This window comes from Xanthomonas nasturtii, assembly GCF_001660815.1.
Classification (GTDB): Bacteria; Pseudomonadota; Gammaproteobacteria; order Xanthomonadales; family Xanthomonadaceae; genus Xanthomonas; species Xanthomonas nasturtii.
Genome location: NZ_LYMI01000002.1, coordinates 33,657 through 50,084 on the forward strand (window position 1 = coordinate 33,657; position 16,428 = coordinate 50,084).

The following is a 16,428-nucleotide window of genomic DNA, read 5'->3' on the forward strand; positions in this document are numbered from 1 at the left end:
TGTCATCGACGACGGTCGTCACCAGGCGAACCACCATGTACGAGCAAACCCTGCGCCTTGCCCAAGGCGTCGATGCACTGACCGCACCCCTGGCCGAGCGCAACGCGGCCGATGCGGTGGAATATCTCAACACCCTCGACCGCGACGACGCAGCGCACGTGCTGGCCGCGTTGCCGTCTCCGCGTGCAGTGAAGCTGCTCGAACAACCCGAGCTGCGCGATGCCAGCGCGCTGGTGGCATTGCTGCCGGCCGAGCAGGCCGCCTCCTTGCTCGGGCAGATGGCCGACGACCGTGCCACCGACATCTTCCATGGCCTGGATGCCGAGCAGCGTCAGCCGCTGCTGTGGTTGCTCAGCGCCGAAGCGCGGCTGTCGATCCAGGCGTTGATGCGCTACCCGCCCAACACCGCCGGCGCGCTGATGACCACCGAGTTCGTGGCGGTACCGGCCGACTGGACGGCGGGCCGCACCCTGCAGCACATCCGCGAGGTGGAGCGCAGCCGCGAGACCGTCTACGCCATCTATCTGCTCGACCCGCACAGCCGCGTGCTGACCCAGGTGGTCACCATGCGCCGGCTGATCACCGGGGCTGCGGATGCGCCGATCCTGGAGGTGGCGCAAGTCAATCCGCCGGTCACCGTGGACCCGGCGCTGGACCAGGAAGAAGTGGCGCGGCTGATCCGCCGCCACGACCTGCTCGCCATTCCGGTGGTGGATGCGCGCGGCCATGTGCTCGGCATCGTCACCGTGGACGATGTGCTGGATGCGTTGATCGCCGAATCCACCGAAGACGTGCACAAGTTCGGCGGCATGGAAGCGCTGGACAAGCCCTATATGCAGATTGGCTTCGGCCAGATGATCAAGAAGCGCGCCGGCTGGTTGAGCGTGTTGTTTCTGGGCGAAATGCTCACCGCCAGCGCGATGCAGCACTTCGAGGACGAGCTGTCCAAGGCGGTGGTGTTGACCCTGTTCATTCCGTTGATCATGAGCTCTGGCGGCAACTCCGGCTCGCAGGCCACATCCTTGCTGATCCGCTCGCTGGCGCTGCGCGAAATCCGCCTGCGCGACTGGTGGAAGGTGGCGCTGCGCGAGCTGCCCACCGGCCTCACCCTGGGCGCGATCCTGGGCGTGCTTGCGATCGTGCGCATCACCATCTGGCAGACCGCCGGCCTGTACGACTATGGCCCGCACTGGCAGATGGTGGCGCTGACCATCGGCGCGGCGTTGATCGGCATCGTCACATTCGGTTCGCTCTCCGGCTCGATGCTGCCATTCGTGCTGCAACGCTTCGGCTTTGATCCGGCCAGCGCCTCGGCGCCATTCGTGGCCACATTGGTGGATGTCACCGGATTGGTCATTTATTTCAGTATCGCTGCGGCGATACTGAGCGGGACGTTGTTGTAGAGTCTGGTTTCCTCCCAGACAAGGCGCTGGCGATGCGAGGCAGAGTGCTGTGGTCCGTCGTGTGGGCTGGAATGTTATCGATCGTCATGCCGCTGCCAGGCTGGGCCGAACCGGCCCAGCCTGCAGGGTGCAGCTACGACCGTGCGGCGATGCTGGCGTTGGATGAAAACGCCTTCGATCAGGATCTGAAGGGCGGCTGGCGCACCATTGCCGACCGTCCCGGTTGCGCGCTGGCCGCGGCCGACCTGCTGCGCGACTACCGCCAGGCGCATGCGATTACCGGTGGCGTGGTGACCTGGCACGAAGGCCAGATGCGTGCAGAGGCCGGGCAATCGGCGCAGGCGATCGCCTTGTTCGAACAATCCTACAAGCCTGCCGATCAGGATGCTGCGGGGTGGAATCCGTACGTCGACGCAATGATCGCGTTCCTCAAACGCGACCGCGCCGGCGTGGAAGCCGCACGGGCGCGACTTGCATCGGTCCCGTATCCGAAGGACAAGGACATGCCGCCCTTGCAGGATGGCTACATGATCCTGCCGGCGACATCGGGCCGGCCCGAGATAAAGGCGCGCTGGCCGCCCAATCTGGATGTCGTCGATGGCCTGCTCAAGTGCTACGACGAATCTTATTCGGTGGCCTATGGCGCCGAGCGTTGCAGCACGTCGACCTCGACATTGTCGAAGTAGTCAGGCATCAACGGGCTTGCCGCAGCAACGCGCTGCGGAAGACATCACGCCGGCGCAGGCAGTGCTGCACTGCCCAACCAACACATCGCCAGCGCGAACGGTTATCAGCAAACCGCTCGAACGATTGTCGATGATGGCCATGCCGCAAGACGGCTGCGCCGCGTCCCTGATTGCAGGGCCTGCATGCACCCATCGGCCACCGCCACTCCGCGTTCGCCCCCCTTGCCCCATGCCCTCGCACGCCAGTGCGTGTACCGTAGCGCGATGGCTTCCGCGTCCCCCGCACGATGAGTACCTACCACCTGCAGCAGGTCTTTCGCCCCAGCACCGTGGCAGTGGTGGGTGGCAGCCCGCGTGAGCGCTCGGCCGGGCGCGCGGTGGTGCGCAATCTGCGCGCGGCCGGCTTCCCTGGCCAGATCGGTTGGGTGAGCCCGCGCTATACCGAAATCGATGGCGTGCGCACGGTGGCGCGGCTGACCGATCTGCCGTGGGTGCCGGATCTGGTGGTGATCACCGCGCCGGCGCGCATCGTGCCGCGCATCGTCTCCATCGCGGCGCGGCGCGGGGTGGCCGCGGCGATCATCCTCACCGCCGGCCTGGGGCACGGGCCCGGCTCGCCCGCTGCACGCATGGAGGCGGCTGCGCGGGCAAAAGGCATGCGCATCCTCGGCCCGCACTGTTTAGGTGTGATCGCGCCGCACGCGCGGCTCAATGCCAGCATCGCCGCGCATTGCCCGCAGGCCGGCGACCTGGCGTTGATTTCCGAATCCAGCGCCATTGCCGCCGCGCTGGTGGAGTGGGGCGTGGCACGTTCGGTCGGCTTTTCGGCGGTGGTGTCGCTGGGCGATACGCTGGATGTGGATTTCGGCGACCTGCTCGATTATTTCGCCACCGACTACCGTACCCGCGCCATCTTGCTGTACGTCGAACGCATCGGCGATGCGCGCAAGTTCATGTCGGCCGCGCGTGCGGCGGCGCGTGCCAAACCCGTCGTGGTGGTCAAATCGGGGCGCCAGTTCCGCATCAACCCCAATGCCGACACCCACGCGCAGGCGCTGGCCGGTTCGGATGCGGTGTATGGCGCCGCGTTCGCACGTGCCGGCCTGTTGCGGGTGGGCGCGCTGGACGAGTTGTTCGCCGCCGCCGAAACCCTGGGCCGGCTCGGCAGCTTCCCCGGCCGGCGGCTGGCGATCCTGAGCAATGGCGGCGGGGTGGGGCAGCTGGCGGTGGACCAGCTGGTGCTGCGCGGCGGCACCCTGGCCGAGTTGTCGCCCAAGACGCTGGAGCGGCTGGATCAGTCGCTCCCCGAAGGCTGGTCGCGCAGCAATCCGGTGGACATCATTGTGGATGCCGATGGCGCGCGCTACGCCGCGGCGATCGAAGCGCTGCTGGACGATGCGGAAAACGACGCGCTGCTGGTGGTCAACGTGCCCACTGCGTTTACTTCCTCTGCCGATGCGGCCAAGGCGCTGACCCGGGCGCTGGACCAACGCAATCGCTATCAGCGCGACAAGCCGGTGTTTGCGGTGTGGCTGGGCCAGGACGATGCGGCCATCGCCGCGCTCAACGCCGCGCGCGTGCCCACCTATGCCACCGAATCGGATGCGGTGCGCGGCTTCACCCACCTGGTGCGCTATCGCGAGGCGCAGGCGGCGCTGATGGAAACCCCGCCCAGCCTGCCGGAAGACTTCGTGGTGGATGCCGGCATCGCGCGCACCGTGGTCGATGAGGCACTGGCGGCCGGGCGGCGCTGGCTGGACCCGGTGGCCACCAACCGGCTGCTGGCCGCCTACGGCATCCCGATCGTGCCGCTGCAGGTGGCCGCCACCGCCAACGAAGCCGCATTGCTGGCCGACCCGTTACTGGCAGTCGGCCGCACGGTGACATTGAAAGTGCTGTCCAGCGAGATCGCGCACAAGTCCGACGTGGATGGCGTGCGGTTCAACCTGTCCAGCGTGGCAGCGGTGCGCGAGGCGGCCACCGGCATCCTGGCGCGTGCCCGCGCCGCGCACCCCAATGCGCTGATCGAAGGGGTGATCGTGCAGCCCACCGTGCTGCGGCCCAAGGCGCGCGAGCTGATCGCCGGCATTGCCGACGACCCGGTGTTCGGCCCTGCGATCGTGTTCGGCCGCGGCGGCACTGCTGTGGAAGTGATCAACGACCGTGAGCTGGCCTTGCCGCCGCTGGACCTGCGCCTGGCCCACGAGCTGATCGGCCGCACCCGCGTCTCGCGCATCCTCAAGGCGTATCGCGACGTGCCGGCCGCCGACGAGCGCGCGGTGGCGCTGGTGCTGGTCAAGCTGGCGCAGCTGGCGGCCGACATCCCGGAAATCACCGAGCTGGACATCAACCCGCTGCTGGCCGACCGCGATGGCGTGATTGCGCTGGACGCGCGCGTGGCGGTGGCGCCGGCGCGCAAGCTGCACAAGGGCCGCGGCCATCCGCGCTTTGCGATCTTTCCGTACCCGAAGGAATGGGAGCGCCAGATCGGCCTGGGCGATGGCACCCACGCGCTGGTGCGCCCGGTGCGCCCGGAAGACGATGCGCTGTTCCGTGCCTTCTTCGCGCGCGTTACCGACGAAGACCTGCGGCTGCGCTTCTTCCAGTCGGTCAAGCATTTCAGCCACGAATTCATCGCCCGCCTGACCCAGCTCGATTACGCGCGTTCGATCGCGCTGGTGGCCATCGACCCCAAGACCGGCGACATGCTCGGCGCGGTGCGTCTGCATGCCGATGCCGATTACGAAGGCGGCGAGTACGGCATCCTGATCCGCTCCGACCTCAAGGGCCACGGCATCGGCTGGCAGTTGATGCGCATCATGATCGAGTACGCGCGCTGGCTGGGTCTCAAACAGATCGAAGGCCAGGTGCTGCGCGAGAACCGCACCATGCTGGCGATGTGCCAGAGCCTGGGCTTCGGCGTGCGCCCGGATCCGGACGATGCGACCCTGATGGCGGTGACACTCCCTATAATGGGCGAGCCGCGCCCGGCCTGACGTTGCGTCACGCCGCGGTCCCCATCCTCCACCACACGCCGGATCTGCCGGGCCTTGCCCTGGCCCGTTGCTCCGGCTGTCGTCTCGGCCCGCCTGGGAGTGTCAATGTTTCGCGATTTCAGAATGTCGTTCTTGGTTACAGCCGTCTGCCTGGGCGTTGCTGCCTGGTGGGGCCACACCACCTCCATGGGCCTGTGGCAGGCGCTGTGGCTATGCCTGGTGCTGAGCGTGCTGGAAGTGTCATTGTCGTTCGACAACGCGGTGGTCAATGCCGGTGTGCTCAAGCACATGAACGCGTTCTGGCAAAAGCTGTTCCTCACCGTGGGCATCCTGATCGCGGTGTTCGGCATGCGCCTGGTGTTCCCGATCGTGATCGTCTCGGTCGCCACCGGCATGGGCCTGGTGCCGGTGATGCAGATGGCGCTGAAGGAGCCGGAGCGCTACAGCCAGGTGCTGACCGACAACTACCCGTCCATCGCCGCCTTCGGCGGCATGTTCCTGCTGCTGGTGTTCCTGAACTTCCTGTTCGACCAGGAGCGCAAGCTGCATTGGCTGGGCCCGGTGGAGCGGCTGGTCGGCAAGCTGGGCAAGGCCGATGCGATGTCGGTGATCGTGGCGGTGACGGTCCTGCTGTGCACCAAGCTGTTCCTGCCCGAGGTCATCTTCCAGAGCGTGCTGTTCGCCGGGCTGGGCGGCATCCTGCTGTATCTGCTGGTCGGCAGCGTGGATGCGCTGTTCGAGTCCGAAGAGAGCGAAGACGGCATGGGCCCGGCCAAGCGTTCGGGCATCGCCGCGTTCTTGTATCTGGAAGTGCTGGACGCCTCGTTCTCGTTCGACGGTGTGATCGGTGCGTTCGCCATCACCCGCGACGTGGTGATCATCATGCTGGGCCTGGCGATCGGCGCGATGTTCGTGCGCTCGATGACGGTCTACCTGGTGCACAAGGGCACCCTGGACGAGTTCGTGTTCCTGGAGCACGGTGCCCATTACGCCATCGGCGTACTGGCGATCATCATGCTGGTGGGCACCGTCTACCACGTGCCGGAAGTGCTGACCGGCCTGATCGGGGTGGCCTTCATCGCCGCCTCGGTGTGGTCGTCGATCCGCTACCGCAAGCGCCACCACGTCGGCCCGACCGAGATCTGAGGCCGCTACGCCCTCGATCAGACTTGAAGATCGCCAAGCGATCACGATAGGCACGATGCAGGCGTCGCTATCTGATTGCTCATGACGGACAGATCGGGCAGAGAGCGGATCGTCTGTGCCGTTGCTGCAGGGCCCTTGCCCGCCCACCATCGCAGGACACGCCGTGAATCCGTCCATGGAGGCTCTGGCGCGGCATCCATGCCGCTCAAGGTCCTACGACGGTGAGCGGGCAAGGACCAGTCGAGATGGTCGGTGCGCACGGTAGGAGCCGTGATTGATGCGCATTGTTCGATCATGACGCGCCGGCTCAACACCGGATGCGCAACGCGCTACAAACAGCGTTCACGCGACCACCGACCACCTGTCTGGTGCGGTGTCCTTACCGATTGTGGGACCGTTGGCGGCATGGATGCCGCCACCGAGCCCCCACGGACGGGTTAACGGCGTGTCCCGCGAGCGGTGAGGGCATCGCGCCCGCGACCGAGGCTGCGCCTTCTGCTGGGCCCTTGCCGGCCCACCATCGCGGGACACGCTGCAAGTACGTCCCTGTAGCTCTGGCACGGCATCCATGCCGCTCAAGGTCCCGCGACAGTGGGCAGGCGAAGACTGGTTGAGATGGTCGGCGTGCATGGTTCAACGAGCAACCGGCAAGACCAACTGTGACCGGCTTCAGTATCGCTGCCTGTCACAGCCACCCCGACCGGACCCAACCAGTCAGCAAAAACGCTCGCTCAGGCCTTGACTGCGCACCCGGATTGGGCAGTCCGCGAGGCCGAATCGACCGTTCGTCAGACAGCGCTTTGCGCCACAAGGGTTTGCGGGTTTTTCCCACATTATGTGTTGACCCCTCACCGGGACCCCACTATCTTGGGGCAGTCGGTGGTTGGTCGCACAAGGCGGCCGGACCAGTGGGAGCACGTATCGCGGCGGGGCCGCGGTCGAGGGCCTCCTTGCAGCGGTCGCACTTAGAGACTACAAGCCATCCGGGCCTCGGCCTGGACGCGGCGGCGTGGTCTTGTTGCGCCGCGGTTGTTTCGCCACCGACCACCTCGCGACAGCACACCGCGCGGTGGCGGCCGTGGAATCTCTGGTAAGGAGATGGCTGGTGATGGCGATGCGCCGCAGACTTCCGTCTTGCGTGCCGCTCGCCCCGCACCGTCATCGCTGTCCAGGGAGTCCGGATCCGGTCGCAGCCCGTCCCGAACGGGTTCGTGTGCCTACGCATGGAGGACGCATGACCACCAACGACACCCTTGCCGCGATCGCCGCCGGTACCGCAACACCCACCAGCGCTCCCGCCAGTGTCAGCGCGCCCGGTTGCGGCGCGCCGGAATTGACCGACCCGTCGGATGTTGTGCCGCCCCCCCGCCAAGCCATTGCAATGCACGCACAGACCATCGAAGAACAAAACGTCTCCACCTGGATCACCAAGGAAGCGGGCAATCGCAAGATTCCGTTCGAGCCGGAGCGCCTGGAGCGCGCCATCGACCAGATCCACGCCGAATTCCCGCTGCTGGACGTGGCCGACTACAAGCGCTCGGTGTTCGGCTTTGTCGAACGCAAGGACAGCGTCAACGCCGACGACCTGGTCGACCACCTGATCCGCGAGGCCGAAGCCCGCGTCGATCTGACCACCCCGGAGTGGGAGCACTTCGCTGCGCGTCTGTACCTGCGCCGCCTGTACAAGCGCGCCAGCCGCAACCGGTTCTACGACGCCAGCCAGAAGTACGGTTCGTTCGTGGGCCTGCAGGAAAGCCTGGCCGACCGCAATGTCTATTCCAACGACATCCTGCGCCGCTATTCCAAGGACGAGCTGATCGAAGCCGGCAAGATGATCGAGCCCGAGCGCGACAAGCTGTTCGCCTATAACGGCCTGTATCTGCTGGCCACCCGTTACCTGGCCACCGACAACTCGCGCGGCGTGTTCGAGCTGCCGCAGGAGCGTTGGCTGACGATCGCGCTGTACCTGATGCAGGACGAGATCGGCACCGGCAAGGGCAGCCGCGAGCGACGCATGCAGCTGGTGGGCGAGGCCTACTGGGCGCTGTCCAACCTGTACATGACGGTGGCAACGCCGACGCTGGCCAATGCCGGCAAGGTCGGCGGCCAGCTGTCGAGCTGCTTCATCGACACCGTCGACGACAGCCTGCAGGGCATCTACGACTCCAACACCGACGTGGCGCGCGTGTCCAAGCACGGCGGCGGCGTGGGCGCGTACCTGGGCTATGTGCGTTCGTCGGGTTCGGCGATCCGCGGCGTGTCCAATTCGTCCGGCGGCGTGGTGCCGTGGATCAAGCAGCTCAACAACACCGCCGTGTCGGTGGACCAGCTGGGCCAGCGCAAGGGCGCCATTGCCGTCTACCTGGACATCTTCCACCGCGATATCGAATCGTTCCTGGATCTGCGCCTGAACAACGGCGACCAGCGTCTGCGCGCGCACGACGTGTTCACCTCGGTGTGCATCCCCGACCTGTTCATGGAAGCGGTCGAGCGTCGCGGCGACTGGTACCTGTTCGACCCGCATGAAGTGAAGCGCATCAAGGGCTGGTACCTGCAGGACTTCTTTGATGAGAAGAAGGGCGATGCCAACAGCAGCTTCCGTCGCAAGTACGAAGAAGTGGTGGCCGACGAGCGCATCACGCGCAAGACGGTCAAGGCGATCGAAATCTTCAAGCGCATCATGGTCAGCCAGCTGGAAACCGGCAACCCGTTCATGTTCTATCGCGATGAAGTCAATCGCAAGAACCCGAACAAGCACGAGGGCATGGTCTATTCGTCCAACCTGTGCACCGAGATCCTGCAGAACATGAGCCCCACGCGGATGATGCAGGAGATCATCAGCGGCAATCAGATCGTCACCACCAAGAAGGCGGGCGACTTCGTCGTGTGCAACCTGTCCTCGATCAACCTGGGCCGCGCGATCATCGCGCAGGACGACCAGGCCGATCTGCTGGGCGCCGACGTGCTGGAGCGCTTGATCCCGATCCAGGTGCGCATGCTCGACAACGTGATCGATCTCAATCAGCTCCCCGTACCGCAGGCCACCATCACCAATCAGAAGTACCGCGCGATTGGCCTTGGCACCTTCGGCTGGCACCATTTGCTGGCGCAAAAGAGCATCCACTGGAATGCCAAGGAAGCCGAGGACTACAGCGACGAGCTGTACGAGCGCATCAACTACCTGACCGTCCAGGCGAGCATGCAGCTGGCCAAGGAAAAGGGCACCTACAGCGTGTTTCGCGGCAGCGACTGGCACACCGGCGAGTACTTCCGTGCGCGCGACTACAATAGCCCGCAGTGGCTGGAGCTATCGGCGCAGGTGGCGGTCAACGGCGTGCGCAATGCCTGGATGCTGGCAGTTGCGCCGAACATGAGCACCGCGCAGATCGCCGGCTCCACCGCCTCGATCGATCCGATCTACAGCGCGTTCTATTACGAGGAAAAGAAGGACTTCCGTCGTCCGGTCGCCGCTCCCGGCCTGTCGCTGGAAACCTGGCCGTACTACGAAAAGGGCGCCTACCATGTCGACCAGTTCGCCAGCGTGCGCCAGAACGCGCGTCGCCAGCGCCACATCGACCAGTCGATCAGCTTCAACTTCTACGTGCCCAGCACCATCCGTGCGAGCACGCTGCTGGATCTGCACATGACCGCCTGGCGCGAAGGTTTGAAGACCACGTACTACGTGCGCTCCAACGATATCGATATCAGCGAGTGCGAGTGGTGCAGTAGCTAAAGCGCATTCGCGCTTTCGCTTCCACAGTTCGCGTTGCGAACTGTGGACCCTGCTTCATCAGCTCCCACACCCCGCACCTTTGGCGCGCCCCCTGACTCAGGGGGCTTTCCTCCAGAACGATTGCTGCCGCCGTCCCCGCGTCACGCGGGCGACTGCCCGGAACACGAGTAGAGACCCACATGTCCGCAACACCGCTTGAGCGCATCAAGATCTTGGAGCCGCGTCACCCGAACCGCTCCACCGCCATCATCAATGGCGAAACCTCCGGCATCCTCAACTGGAACGACATCCCGTACCCGTCCTTCTATCGGGCCTACAAGGAGCTGTCGACCAACTTCTGGATCCCTGACGAGGTGGACATGAAGGGCGACGCGCGCCAGTACAACGAGCTGTCGGCGCGCGAAAAGAATGCCTACGATTCGATCATCGGTTTGCTGGCCACGCTGGATTCGCCGCAGACGCGCTTCATCTACAACGTCGCCGAATACATCACCGACCCGGCTGCGCATGCCAATGCCGCGATCATCGGCCAGCAGGAAGTGATCCATAACGAGAGCTACAGCTACGTGCTGGCCTCGATCACCGGCCTGGCTGACCAGAACCGCGTGTTCGAGCTTGCGCGCACGCACCCGACCATCATCAAGCGTAACGCGCCGATCATGGGCGCCTACGACGATTTCCTGCGCGACAAGACGGCTGAAACGCTGATCCGCGCGCTGATCCAGTCCTCGATCCTGGAAGGCATCAACTTCTATTCCGGCTTTGCGTATTTCTACAATCTGGTCCGCCAGAACCGCATGACCGGCACCGGCAAGATCATCAGCTTCATCAACCGCGACGAGCTGGCCCACTCCAAGTTCATCAGCGAGCTGATTCGCGCCATCATCGGCGAGAACCAGGCGCTGCAGGGCGATGAGCTCACCGATTACGTGCACAAGGCCTTCGAGCACGCGATCGATCTGGAAACGGTGTGGACCGCCGAAGTGCTGGACGGCATCGACGGCATCGATGTGGACGAGATGATCCGCTACGTGAAGTACCGCGCCAACAAGATGGCCGGCATGCTCGGCATCGAGAAGCTGTACGAAGGCGCCAACGACAACGTGATGCCGTGGATCAAGGCCTACGCCGACAACTTCACCGAGACCAAGACCGACTTCTTCGAGATGCGCAATGCCTCGTACAAGAAGACCAATTCGGATAACGGCTTCGACGATCTGTAAGAATTTCTGCCGCTCATATCTCCAATTACCTGCGAGCTCATATGAGATTTGAGGTGTACTGCGATGAGGCGAATCCAGACGTCCTAACGTCTGCTAGTCCGCGTGCGCGTTACCTCATGATCGGAAGCCTTTGGCTTCCACAGGAAGTTCGTAATGAGCTTAAATCGCGAATTGGCGACCTTCGAAAACGACATGAAGCCTGGGGCGAGATCAAGTGGAGCAAGGTTGCGCCTAATCGCCGCGACTTCTACGTAGAGCTGGTTGACATCTTCTTCGCATATGGCGAGAACCTTCGTTTTCGATGTATTGCGGTTGATCGGACACAAATTGATCTTTCGTTACATGACGATGATGCGGAGCTGGGGTTTTACAAGTTCTACTACCAGCTTCTTCATCACTGGATTCTTGATTTTAATGATTATCGAATCTTTTGTGACGCGAAGAGTAATCGCGATTCGAAGCGCCTACCTGTCCTCGCCCAGTGTCTGTCTCGTGCAAACTTGAGCTCGAATATTGAGAGTGTTCAGTCCTTACCGTCTAACGAAGTAGTTCTGATCCAGATGTGTGATTTGTTGCTGGGAGCGGCTAGTAGCAAGATCAACTCTACCCTTACGCCTAACACTGCGAAGTTCACCGTCGTTAGCCGTATTGAAAGCGCATTGGGTCGCGAACTTGGTTCAACCAGCAAAGGCGAGGAGAAATTCAACATCTTCAAGATTCGACTTAACGGAGGGTGGTGATGTCGTTGCCTCCGTTGGTCAAGTACGAAACTTCTGCCGAGTACCGACAACACTACGAACGCGTCTACTGCCGCGGCAATATACAGACACCAGACGAGATCCGAGTCTACTTCGATGCAAGAAAATTTGGCCATGCGTTCTACGAGAGTGCAGGGCGAGATGGACAGAAGGATACTTTTTCAGAAGTAAGGGCGCAGCGAATCGACTGGATTCAGGCGACCCTTACACATCCGGATGCCAATCTATTTCAAGGCTGGGATAAAACTGCCGGACAGGTTGACCCCACCCGCCGAGTGGCGGTGGTCTATGAAGATTTTGTGGTCGTGATTGCACTGTCGCTCAAGCAAGATTCGTTACTAAAGGCCAACTTCATCACGTGCTACCAAGCAGATAGCAGCATAGGAAAGATTCGAAGTTCGCCGACTTGGTCTCGCGAAGAATGCGTTCGCTCGCTTACGAAAACCAAATAGCAGGCGAAAAAAGGCCGCTGATTCGCTACGCGGGTTCAGCGGCCGAGACCTCGATAGGTTCAAAGCCGATGGGCAGTGAACTCGAGGCGGAGCTTAGCTCAGCCACCGTTAGAGTCAAGTGCGCTTGGCGCAGCGGCAAACCCCCAAGAAGCCCGAGAAGCTAATGGAATTTGCAACCCGTTGTTTTTAATAAGAAATATTCCTGAACCCATTAATCATTAAGCAAATGCACATCCTGCTCGCCCACACCTCGCTCAGCGGCAACACACGCGATGTCGCGCGTGCGATCCGCGCGCGCTGCGAGGAACTGGGCCATGCGGTGACCTGGATCGATGCCGACATCCAGACGTTGGCGCAGGCTTGCCCGGACGGCGCGGAGCGCGATCTCTACATCCTGGGTAGCTGGAGCATCAACGCCGGGCGCACGCCGCCGGAGATGAAGCGCTTCATCGAAGAGCTCGTCAATGCAGTCGGCAAGCCGGAACGCCTGGCGGTGTTCGGCACCGGCGAGACGCAGTGGGGCGAGGAGAACTACTGCGGTGCGGCCCGGCGCATTGCCGCATTCTTCGGTACGCGCTACCCGCGGCTGGAGATCGAACAAATGCCCCACGGCGAACGCGACGCCACCAAGATCCAACGCTGGACCGACCACATTCTTGCCTGTAGTGAGACATTCCCCCATGCAAACCCTCCACGCCTCCACGCCTGACGACTACGCCGCCGCCCTGGCCGCGCATCCGCGCTTGCTGGTCGACTATTACAAAGACAATTGTCCGGGCTGCAAGATGCTCGACATGTCGCTGACCAAGTTCGCCGCGAGCGAAGACGCCGCGGGCGTCGCACTCCTCAAGGTGAAGCTGGAAGTGGTTGGCGAGGAGTTCTTCCGTGGCCTGGGCTTGCGGCAGACGCCGACCCTGGCGTTGTTCAAGGACGGCGCCGAGGTGGCGCGTCTGCCTGGCTTCCAGTCGCCGGCGCAGGTGGAAGCGGCGGTTCGTAGCGGGCTGTGAGCATGCCGGATGTCCATCGCAGCCAGCAATGCGCACGACCGTCACCATCGTCGCCTGGAGCTTCCTGCTGGCGGGGCTGGGTCTGTTGACCGGTGCGGCGCTATTGCCAAATCAGGCGCGCTGGATCCTATTGCGGTTGGGTGTGGCATTTGGTGGCGTGGGCGGAGGCATCCTCGGCTATCGCGTGTGGCATGCGCGCCGCGCCGCGTGGTTGCGCCGGCATGGCACGGTGGTGGAAGCGAGCTTCGTTGAGGTCGAGCTCAATACCTCGCTGGAGGTCAACGGCAAGCATCCGTTTCGCATTCTTGCCCAACGCCACGACCGCACGCACAACACGCTAACCGAGTATCGCAGCGAAAATCTGTGGACCGATCCGCAGCCGTTCCTGAGTGATGGGCAGGCGCTGCGCGTGTTCGTCGACCCGCAGCGCGCAGCGCGCTACTCCATGGACCTGAGCTTCCTGCCGACGCTGCACAGCTGATCGGGCCGCCTTTTCTTTCTTCTTTCGGTACCGCCATCATGACCAGCGCCACATCCGTGCCACCGATCGAAGCCCGCATGGCCGAGATCGTGTGCCCAACCACACCAACCACATGGGCACGCTGTTCGGGGGACAGGCGTTGGCGTGGATGGACAAGGCCGCGTTTCTGGCGGCGTCGCGTTATGCGCGGCGTGCGGTAGTCACTGCGCGCTCGGATCAGGTGGATTTCAAGTTGCCGATCCGGCAGGGCCAGATGGTGGAAACCGTCGCGCGCGTGGTGTCGGTGGGGCGCAGCTCGATCAAGGTGGAAGTGGAACTGATCGCCGAGGACCTGCTCAGCGGCGCACGCGAGCTGTGCACGCGCGGGCACTTCGTGATGATCGCGCTGGATGCTGACGGCAAGCCGACGGCGGTGCCGCCGCTGCCAGCCGTCGCCGGCTGACTGCGCTTCGGCTGGCTGCGCTTATTCCTCGACCTCGCGGTCTTCGCGCTTGGTCTCTTCCATCGCTTCGGGCTCCAGCTCTTCGGCGCTGCGATTGAGCTTGACGAATACGCCCCAGGCGATCAGCAGCAACGCTGCGCATGAGCCGACCGCGGCCGCATACGGCAGCTTGGCCGGGTCGTCGTGCATCAGCTCGAAGATCGACACCAACGTCTCGATGGCCAGCGCGATCACGATCACCACGAAAAAGCGCGACAGGTAGCGGCGCACGCGCGTGGGCCCGCTGACCTTGACGTCGCGCAGGATCTCTTCTTCGAAGATGGTCTGGCCCAGCTCCAGCGTCACCAGTGCCACGGTAAGCAGGCCGATGGCCTCCAGCACCACGTTGAAGCGGTCGCGTACCACCATGTCGCCGCCCGGCGTAAAGCCATGCCACAACTCCAACCCGGCCATCGCCACCAGACCCACCGCGCACAGCACGAAGAACGCCAGGATCACGAAATGACCGGCACGGAACAGGTGGCTAAGCAGTTTCATGATGATGACGGCGATGGAGGGATGCAGAGCATCGTGTGCGTGGCGTCGCGGCGGTGCGAAGGCTACGCCAGGCACACGCGGCCTCATCCGGCGCGTTGCGCCACCTTCTCCGGCGTGCGGGAGAAGAAGTCTGCGGGGAGCAACGGCGGAGTGGTCAGGGGTTGCTGCGGCGGTGCGCAGGCTACGCCAAGCAGCGCGGCCTCATCCTGCGCTTTGCGCCACCTTCTTCCGCATGCGGAAGAAGGGATCTACCGGAGCTAGGCGGTGGAGTGGCAAGAAGGTCGACGCGGCGGCGCAAAGGCCACGGCGAGCAAATGCGCCCTCATCTGGCGCTTCGCACCACCTTCTCCCGCACGCGGGAGACGGATCTGCCGGGGCCAAGTGGCGTAGGAGTACGCAGGCCGTTCTGCCAGTCATGCAGCGGTAGCGATCACTCCCTTCTCCCGCTTGCGGGGGAAGGTGCCCGAAGGGCGGATGGGGGCGAGGCATGCGTCGCATGCGCACAGTCGCCCGCCATCCCCATCAGCTCTGCCGCAACACCTGATACGCCTGCAGATGCACATGCGCCGCCATCAACAATGGTGCATTGCGGCCGGTTTCGCGTACGCGCTTGAGCATGTCGCCGACGATCTGCGCCGCTTCCACGTCCTGGCCTGCTTCCAGGTCGCGCAGCATCGAGGCCTTGAGCGGGGAGTCCACCTGCAGCAGGGTCTGCAGCGCCTTGGCGCGCGCAGCTTCCGGGATCGACTGCCCGGCCGCGTCGGCCGCCCACAGGCATTCGTTGTACAGGCCGTTGATCAAGGCCCGCCCATCGTCGGTGGCGACGATCGCCCCGACCGGCGCGCGCATCAGGCAGGTGGCCGCCGCCAGCGCGGTGAGGAAGCTGTATTTGATCCACTGCTCCTGCGCAATCTGCGCGCTGGCTACATGGTCGATGCCGGCCTGCGTGCACGCCGCGGCAAACGCCTGCACGCGCGCCGAATCCGCGCTGCCATCGCGCTCGCCGAATGTCAGCGATGCCGGCTTGCCCAGATGCAGGATCTCGCCGTGCTCGCCCTTGGTGGCGCTGATGAAGCACAGCCCGCCCAGCACCCGTGCCGCGCCGAAACGCTCGTCCAGTGCTGCGTAATGGCGCAGGCCGTTGAGGATCGGCAACACCGTGGTGTGCGCGCCCACCGCAGGCGCAATCGCCTCGATCGCGCTGTCCAGGTCATAGGCCTTGCAGCTGAGGATCACCAGATCGAACGGTTGCTGCGCCACCAACGCCGGCAAGTCCTGCGTGGTGACATGCGCCACCGGCACCTGTGCATCGCCGAGTGGGCTGCGGATGCGCAGGCCTTCGGCCTGCAGCTGCGCCGCGCGTGCATCGCGCACCAGGAAGGTGACATCGACACCGGCCTGCGCCAGGCGCCCGCCGAAATAACCGCCGGTGCCACCGGCACCGAGGATGAGGATATGCATCAAAATCTCCGTTCAGCTTGATGGTTGGAGCGTGTCGGGGCAGGGTGTTAAGCTGGCGACCGGATCGGGGATTCTCGGTCGGCATCAGGCTCTGGCAGAATCG

The 16,428-nt window shown here is 63.9% G+C and carries 13 protein-coding genes and 1 pseudogene; 12 read left to right on the top strand and 2 right to left on the bottom strand.

The features are described from left to right. The first annotated feature begins 35 nt into the window (after positions 1–35). The 12 genes and pseudogenes from mgtE (at position 36) to A7D16_RS00995 (ending at position 14,327) form a co-directional block, all read left to right on the top strand. The gene (gene mgtE / locus A7D16_RS00945) at positions 36–1,403 is read left to right on the top strand and encodes a magnesium transporter (protein ID WP_064628977.1); all 1,368 of its coding nucleotides are present in this window, start codon (positions 36–38) and stop codon (positions 1,401–1,403) included. 71 nt (positions 1,404–1,474) lie between these two features. Beyond that, on the top strand, positions 1,475–2,089 hold the full coding sequence (locus tag A7D16_RS00950) for a hypothetical protein (protein ID WP_064628979.1): 615 nt from the start codon (positions 1,475–1,477) through the stop codon (positions 2,087–2,089). Between the two features lie 287 nt (positions 2,090–2,376). Next, a complete protein-coding gene (locus tag A7D16_RS00955) occupies positions 2,377–5,085 on the top strand; it encodes a bifunctional acetate--CoA ligase family protein/GNAT family N-acetyltransferase (protein ID WP_064628981.1) in 2,709 nt (902 codons plus the stop codon). 105 nt (positions 5,086–5,190) lie between these two features. Beyond that, a complete protein-coding gene (locus tag A7D16_RS00960; protein ID WP_064628982.1) occupies positions 5,191–6,231 on the top strand; it encodes a DUF475 domain-containing protein in 1,041 nt (346 codons plus the stop codon). 1,234 nt (positions 6,232–7,465) lie between these two features. Continuing rightward, the gene (locus tag A7D16_RS00965; protein ID WP_064628984.1) at positions 7,466–9,964 is read left to right on the top strand and encodes a ribonucleoside-diphosphate reductase subunit alpha; all 2,499 of its coding nucleotides are present in this window, start codon (positions 7,466–7,468) and stop codon (positions 9,962–9,964) included. A gap of 179 nt (positions 9,965–10,143) precedes the next feature. Further along, positions 10,144–11,187 carry a ribonucleotide-diphosphate reductase subunit beta gene (locus A7D16_RS00970; RefSeq protein WP_064628986.1) on the top strand — a complete coding sequence of 348 codons (1,044 nt, stop codon included), beginning with the start codon at positions 10,144–10,146 and terminating at the stop codon, positions 11,185–11,187. 41 nt (positions 11,188–11,228) lie between these two features. Continuing rightward, a complete protein-coding gene (locus A7D16_RS00975; RefSeq protein WP_064628988.1) occupies positions 11,229–11,927 on the top strand; it encodes a DUF3800 domain-containing protein in 699 nt (232 codons plus the stop codon). After that, positions 11,927–12,397: a hypothetical protein gene (locus A7D16_RS20980; RefSeq protein ID WP_082925680.1), complete on the top strand. Its 471-nt coding sequence runs from the start codon at positions 11,927–11,929 to the stop codon at positions 12,395–12,397. Before A7D16_RS00975 ends, A7D16_RS20980 begins: the two co-directional genes overlap by 1 nt. A 226-nt stretch (positions 12,398–12,623) precedes the next feature. Beyond that, positions 12,624–13,106, top strand: coding sequence for a flavodoxin (locus A7D16_RS00980; protein WP_064628990.1), 483 nt, complete (start codon positions 12,624–12,626; stop codon positions 13,104–13,106). Further along, positions 13,078–13,404, top strand: a complete 327-nt coding sequence (locus A7D16_RS00985) for a thioredoxin family protein (protein WP_064628992.1) — start codon at positions 13,078–13,080, stop codon at positions 13,402–13,404. Before A7D16_RS00980 ends, A7D16_RS00985 begins: the two co-directional genes overlap by 29 nt. Positions 13,405–13,432: 28 nt before the next feature. After that, positions 13,433–13,885 carry a hypothetical protein gene (locus A7D16_RS00990; RefSeq protein WP_064628995.1) on the top strand — a complete coding sequence of 151 codons (453 nt, stop codon included), beginning with the start codon at positions 13,433–13,435 and terminating at the stop codon, positions 13,883–13,885. Positions 13,886–13,923: 38 nt separating this feature from the next. Next, a pseudogene (locus A7D16_RS00995) lies at positions 13,924–14,327 on the top strand (acyl-CoA thioesterase). A gap of 21 nt (positions 14,328–14,348) precedes the next feature. Here the strand turns inward: A7D16_RS00995 and A7D16_RS01000 are convergent. Together A7D16_RS01000 and panE are read right to left on the bottom strand one after the other, a co-directional pair. Next, positions 14,349–14,864 (bottom strand): hypothetical protein, encoded by a 516-nt coding sequence (locus A7D16_RS01000; protein ID WP_064628997.1) that lies wholly within the window; start codon positions 14,862–14,864, stop codon positions 14,349–14,351. A 522-nt stretch (positions 14,865–15,386) separates the two neighbouring features. Then, positions 15,387–16,325, bottom strand: coding sequence for a 2-dehydropantoate 2-reductase (gene panE, locus A7D16_RS01005; protein WP_064628998.1), 939 nt, complete (start codon positions 16,323–16,325; stop codon positions 15,387–15,389). Positions 16,326–16,428: the final 103 nt, after the last annotated feature.

Coding starts and splice junctions, on each gene's coding strand:
- mgtE (WP_064628977.1), top strand. CDS start 36: ATGTACGAGCAAACCCTGCGCCTTGCCCAAGGCGTCGATGCACTGACC.
- A7D16_RS00950 (WP_064628979.1), top strand. CDS start 1,475: ATGTTATCGATCGTCATGCCGCTGCCAGGCTGGGCCGAACCGGCCCAG.
- A7D16_RS00955 (WP_064628981.1), top strand. CDS start 2,377: ATGAGTACCTACCACCTGCAGCAGGTCTTTCGCCCCAGCACCGTGGCA.
- A7D16_RS00960 (WP_064628982.1), top strand. CDS start 5,191: ATGTTTCGCGATTTCAGAATGTCGTTCTTGGTTACAGCCGTCTGCCTG.
- A7D16_RS00965 (WP_064628984.1), top strand. CDS start 7,466: ATGACCACCAACGACACCCTTGCCGCGATCGCCGCCGGTACCGCAACA.
- A7D16_RS00970 (WP_064628986.1), top strand. CDS start 10,144: ATGTCCGCAACACCGCTTGAGCGCATCAAGATCTTGGAGCCGCGTCAC.
- A7D16_RS00975 (WP_064628988.1), top strand. CDS start 11,229: ATGAGATTTGAGGTGTACTGCGATGAGGCGAATCCAGACGTCCTAACG.
- A7D16_RS20980 (WP_082925680.1), top strand. CDS start 11,927: ATGTCGTTGCCTCCGTTGGTCAAGTACGAAACTTCTGCCGAGTACCGA.
- A7D16_RS00980 (WP_064628990.1), top strand. CDS start 12,624: ATGCACATCCTGCTCGCCCACACCTCGCTCAGCGGCAACACACGCGAT.
- A7D16_RS00985 (WP_064628992.1), top strand. CDS start 13,078: ATGCAAACCCTCCACGCCTCCACGCCTGACGACTACGCCGCCGCCCTG.
- A7D16_RS00990 (WP_064628995.1), top strand. CDS start 13,433: ATGCGCACGACCGTCACCATCGTCGCCTGGAGCTTCCTGCTGGCGGGG.
- A7D16_RS01000 (WP_064628997.1), bottom strand. CDS start 14,864: ATGAAACTGCTTAGCCACCTGTTCCGTGCCGGTCATTTCGTGATCCTG.
- panE (WP_064628998.1), bottom strand. CDS start 16,325: ATGCATATCCTCATCCTCGGTGCCGGTGGCACCGGCGGTTATTTCGGC.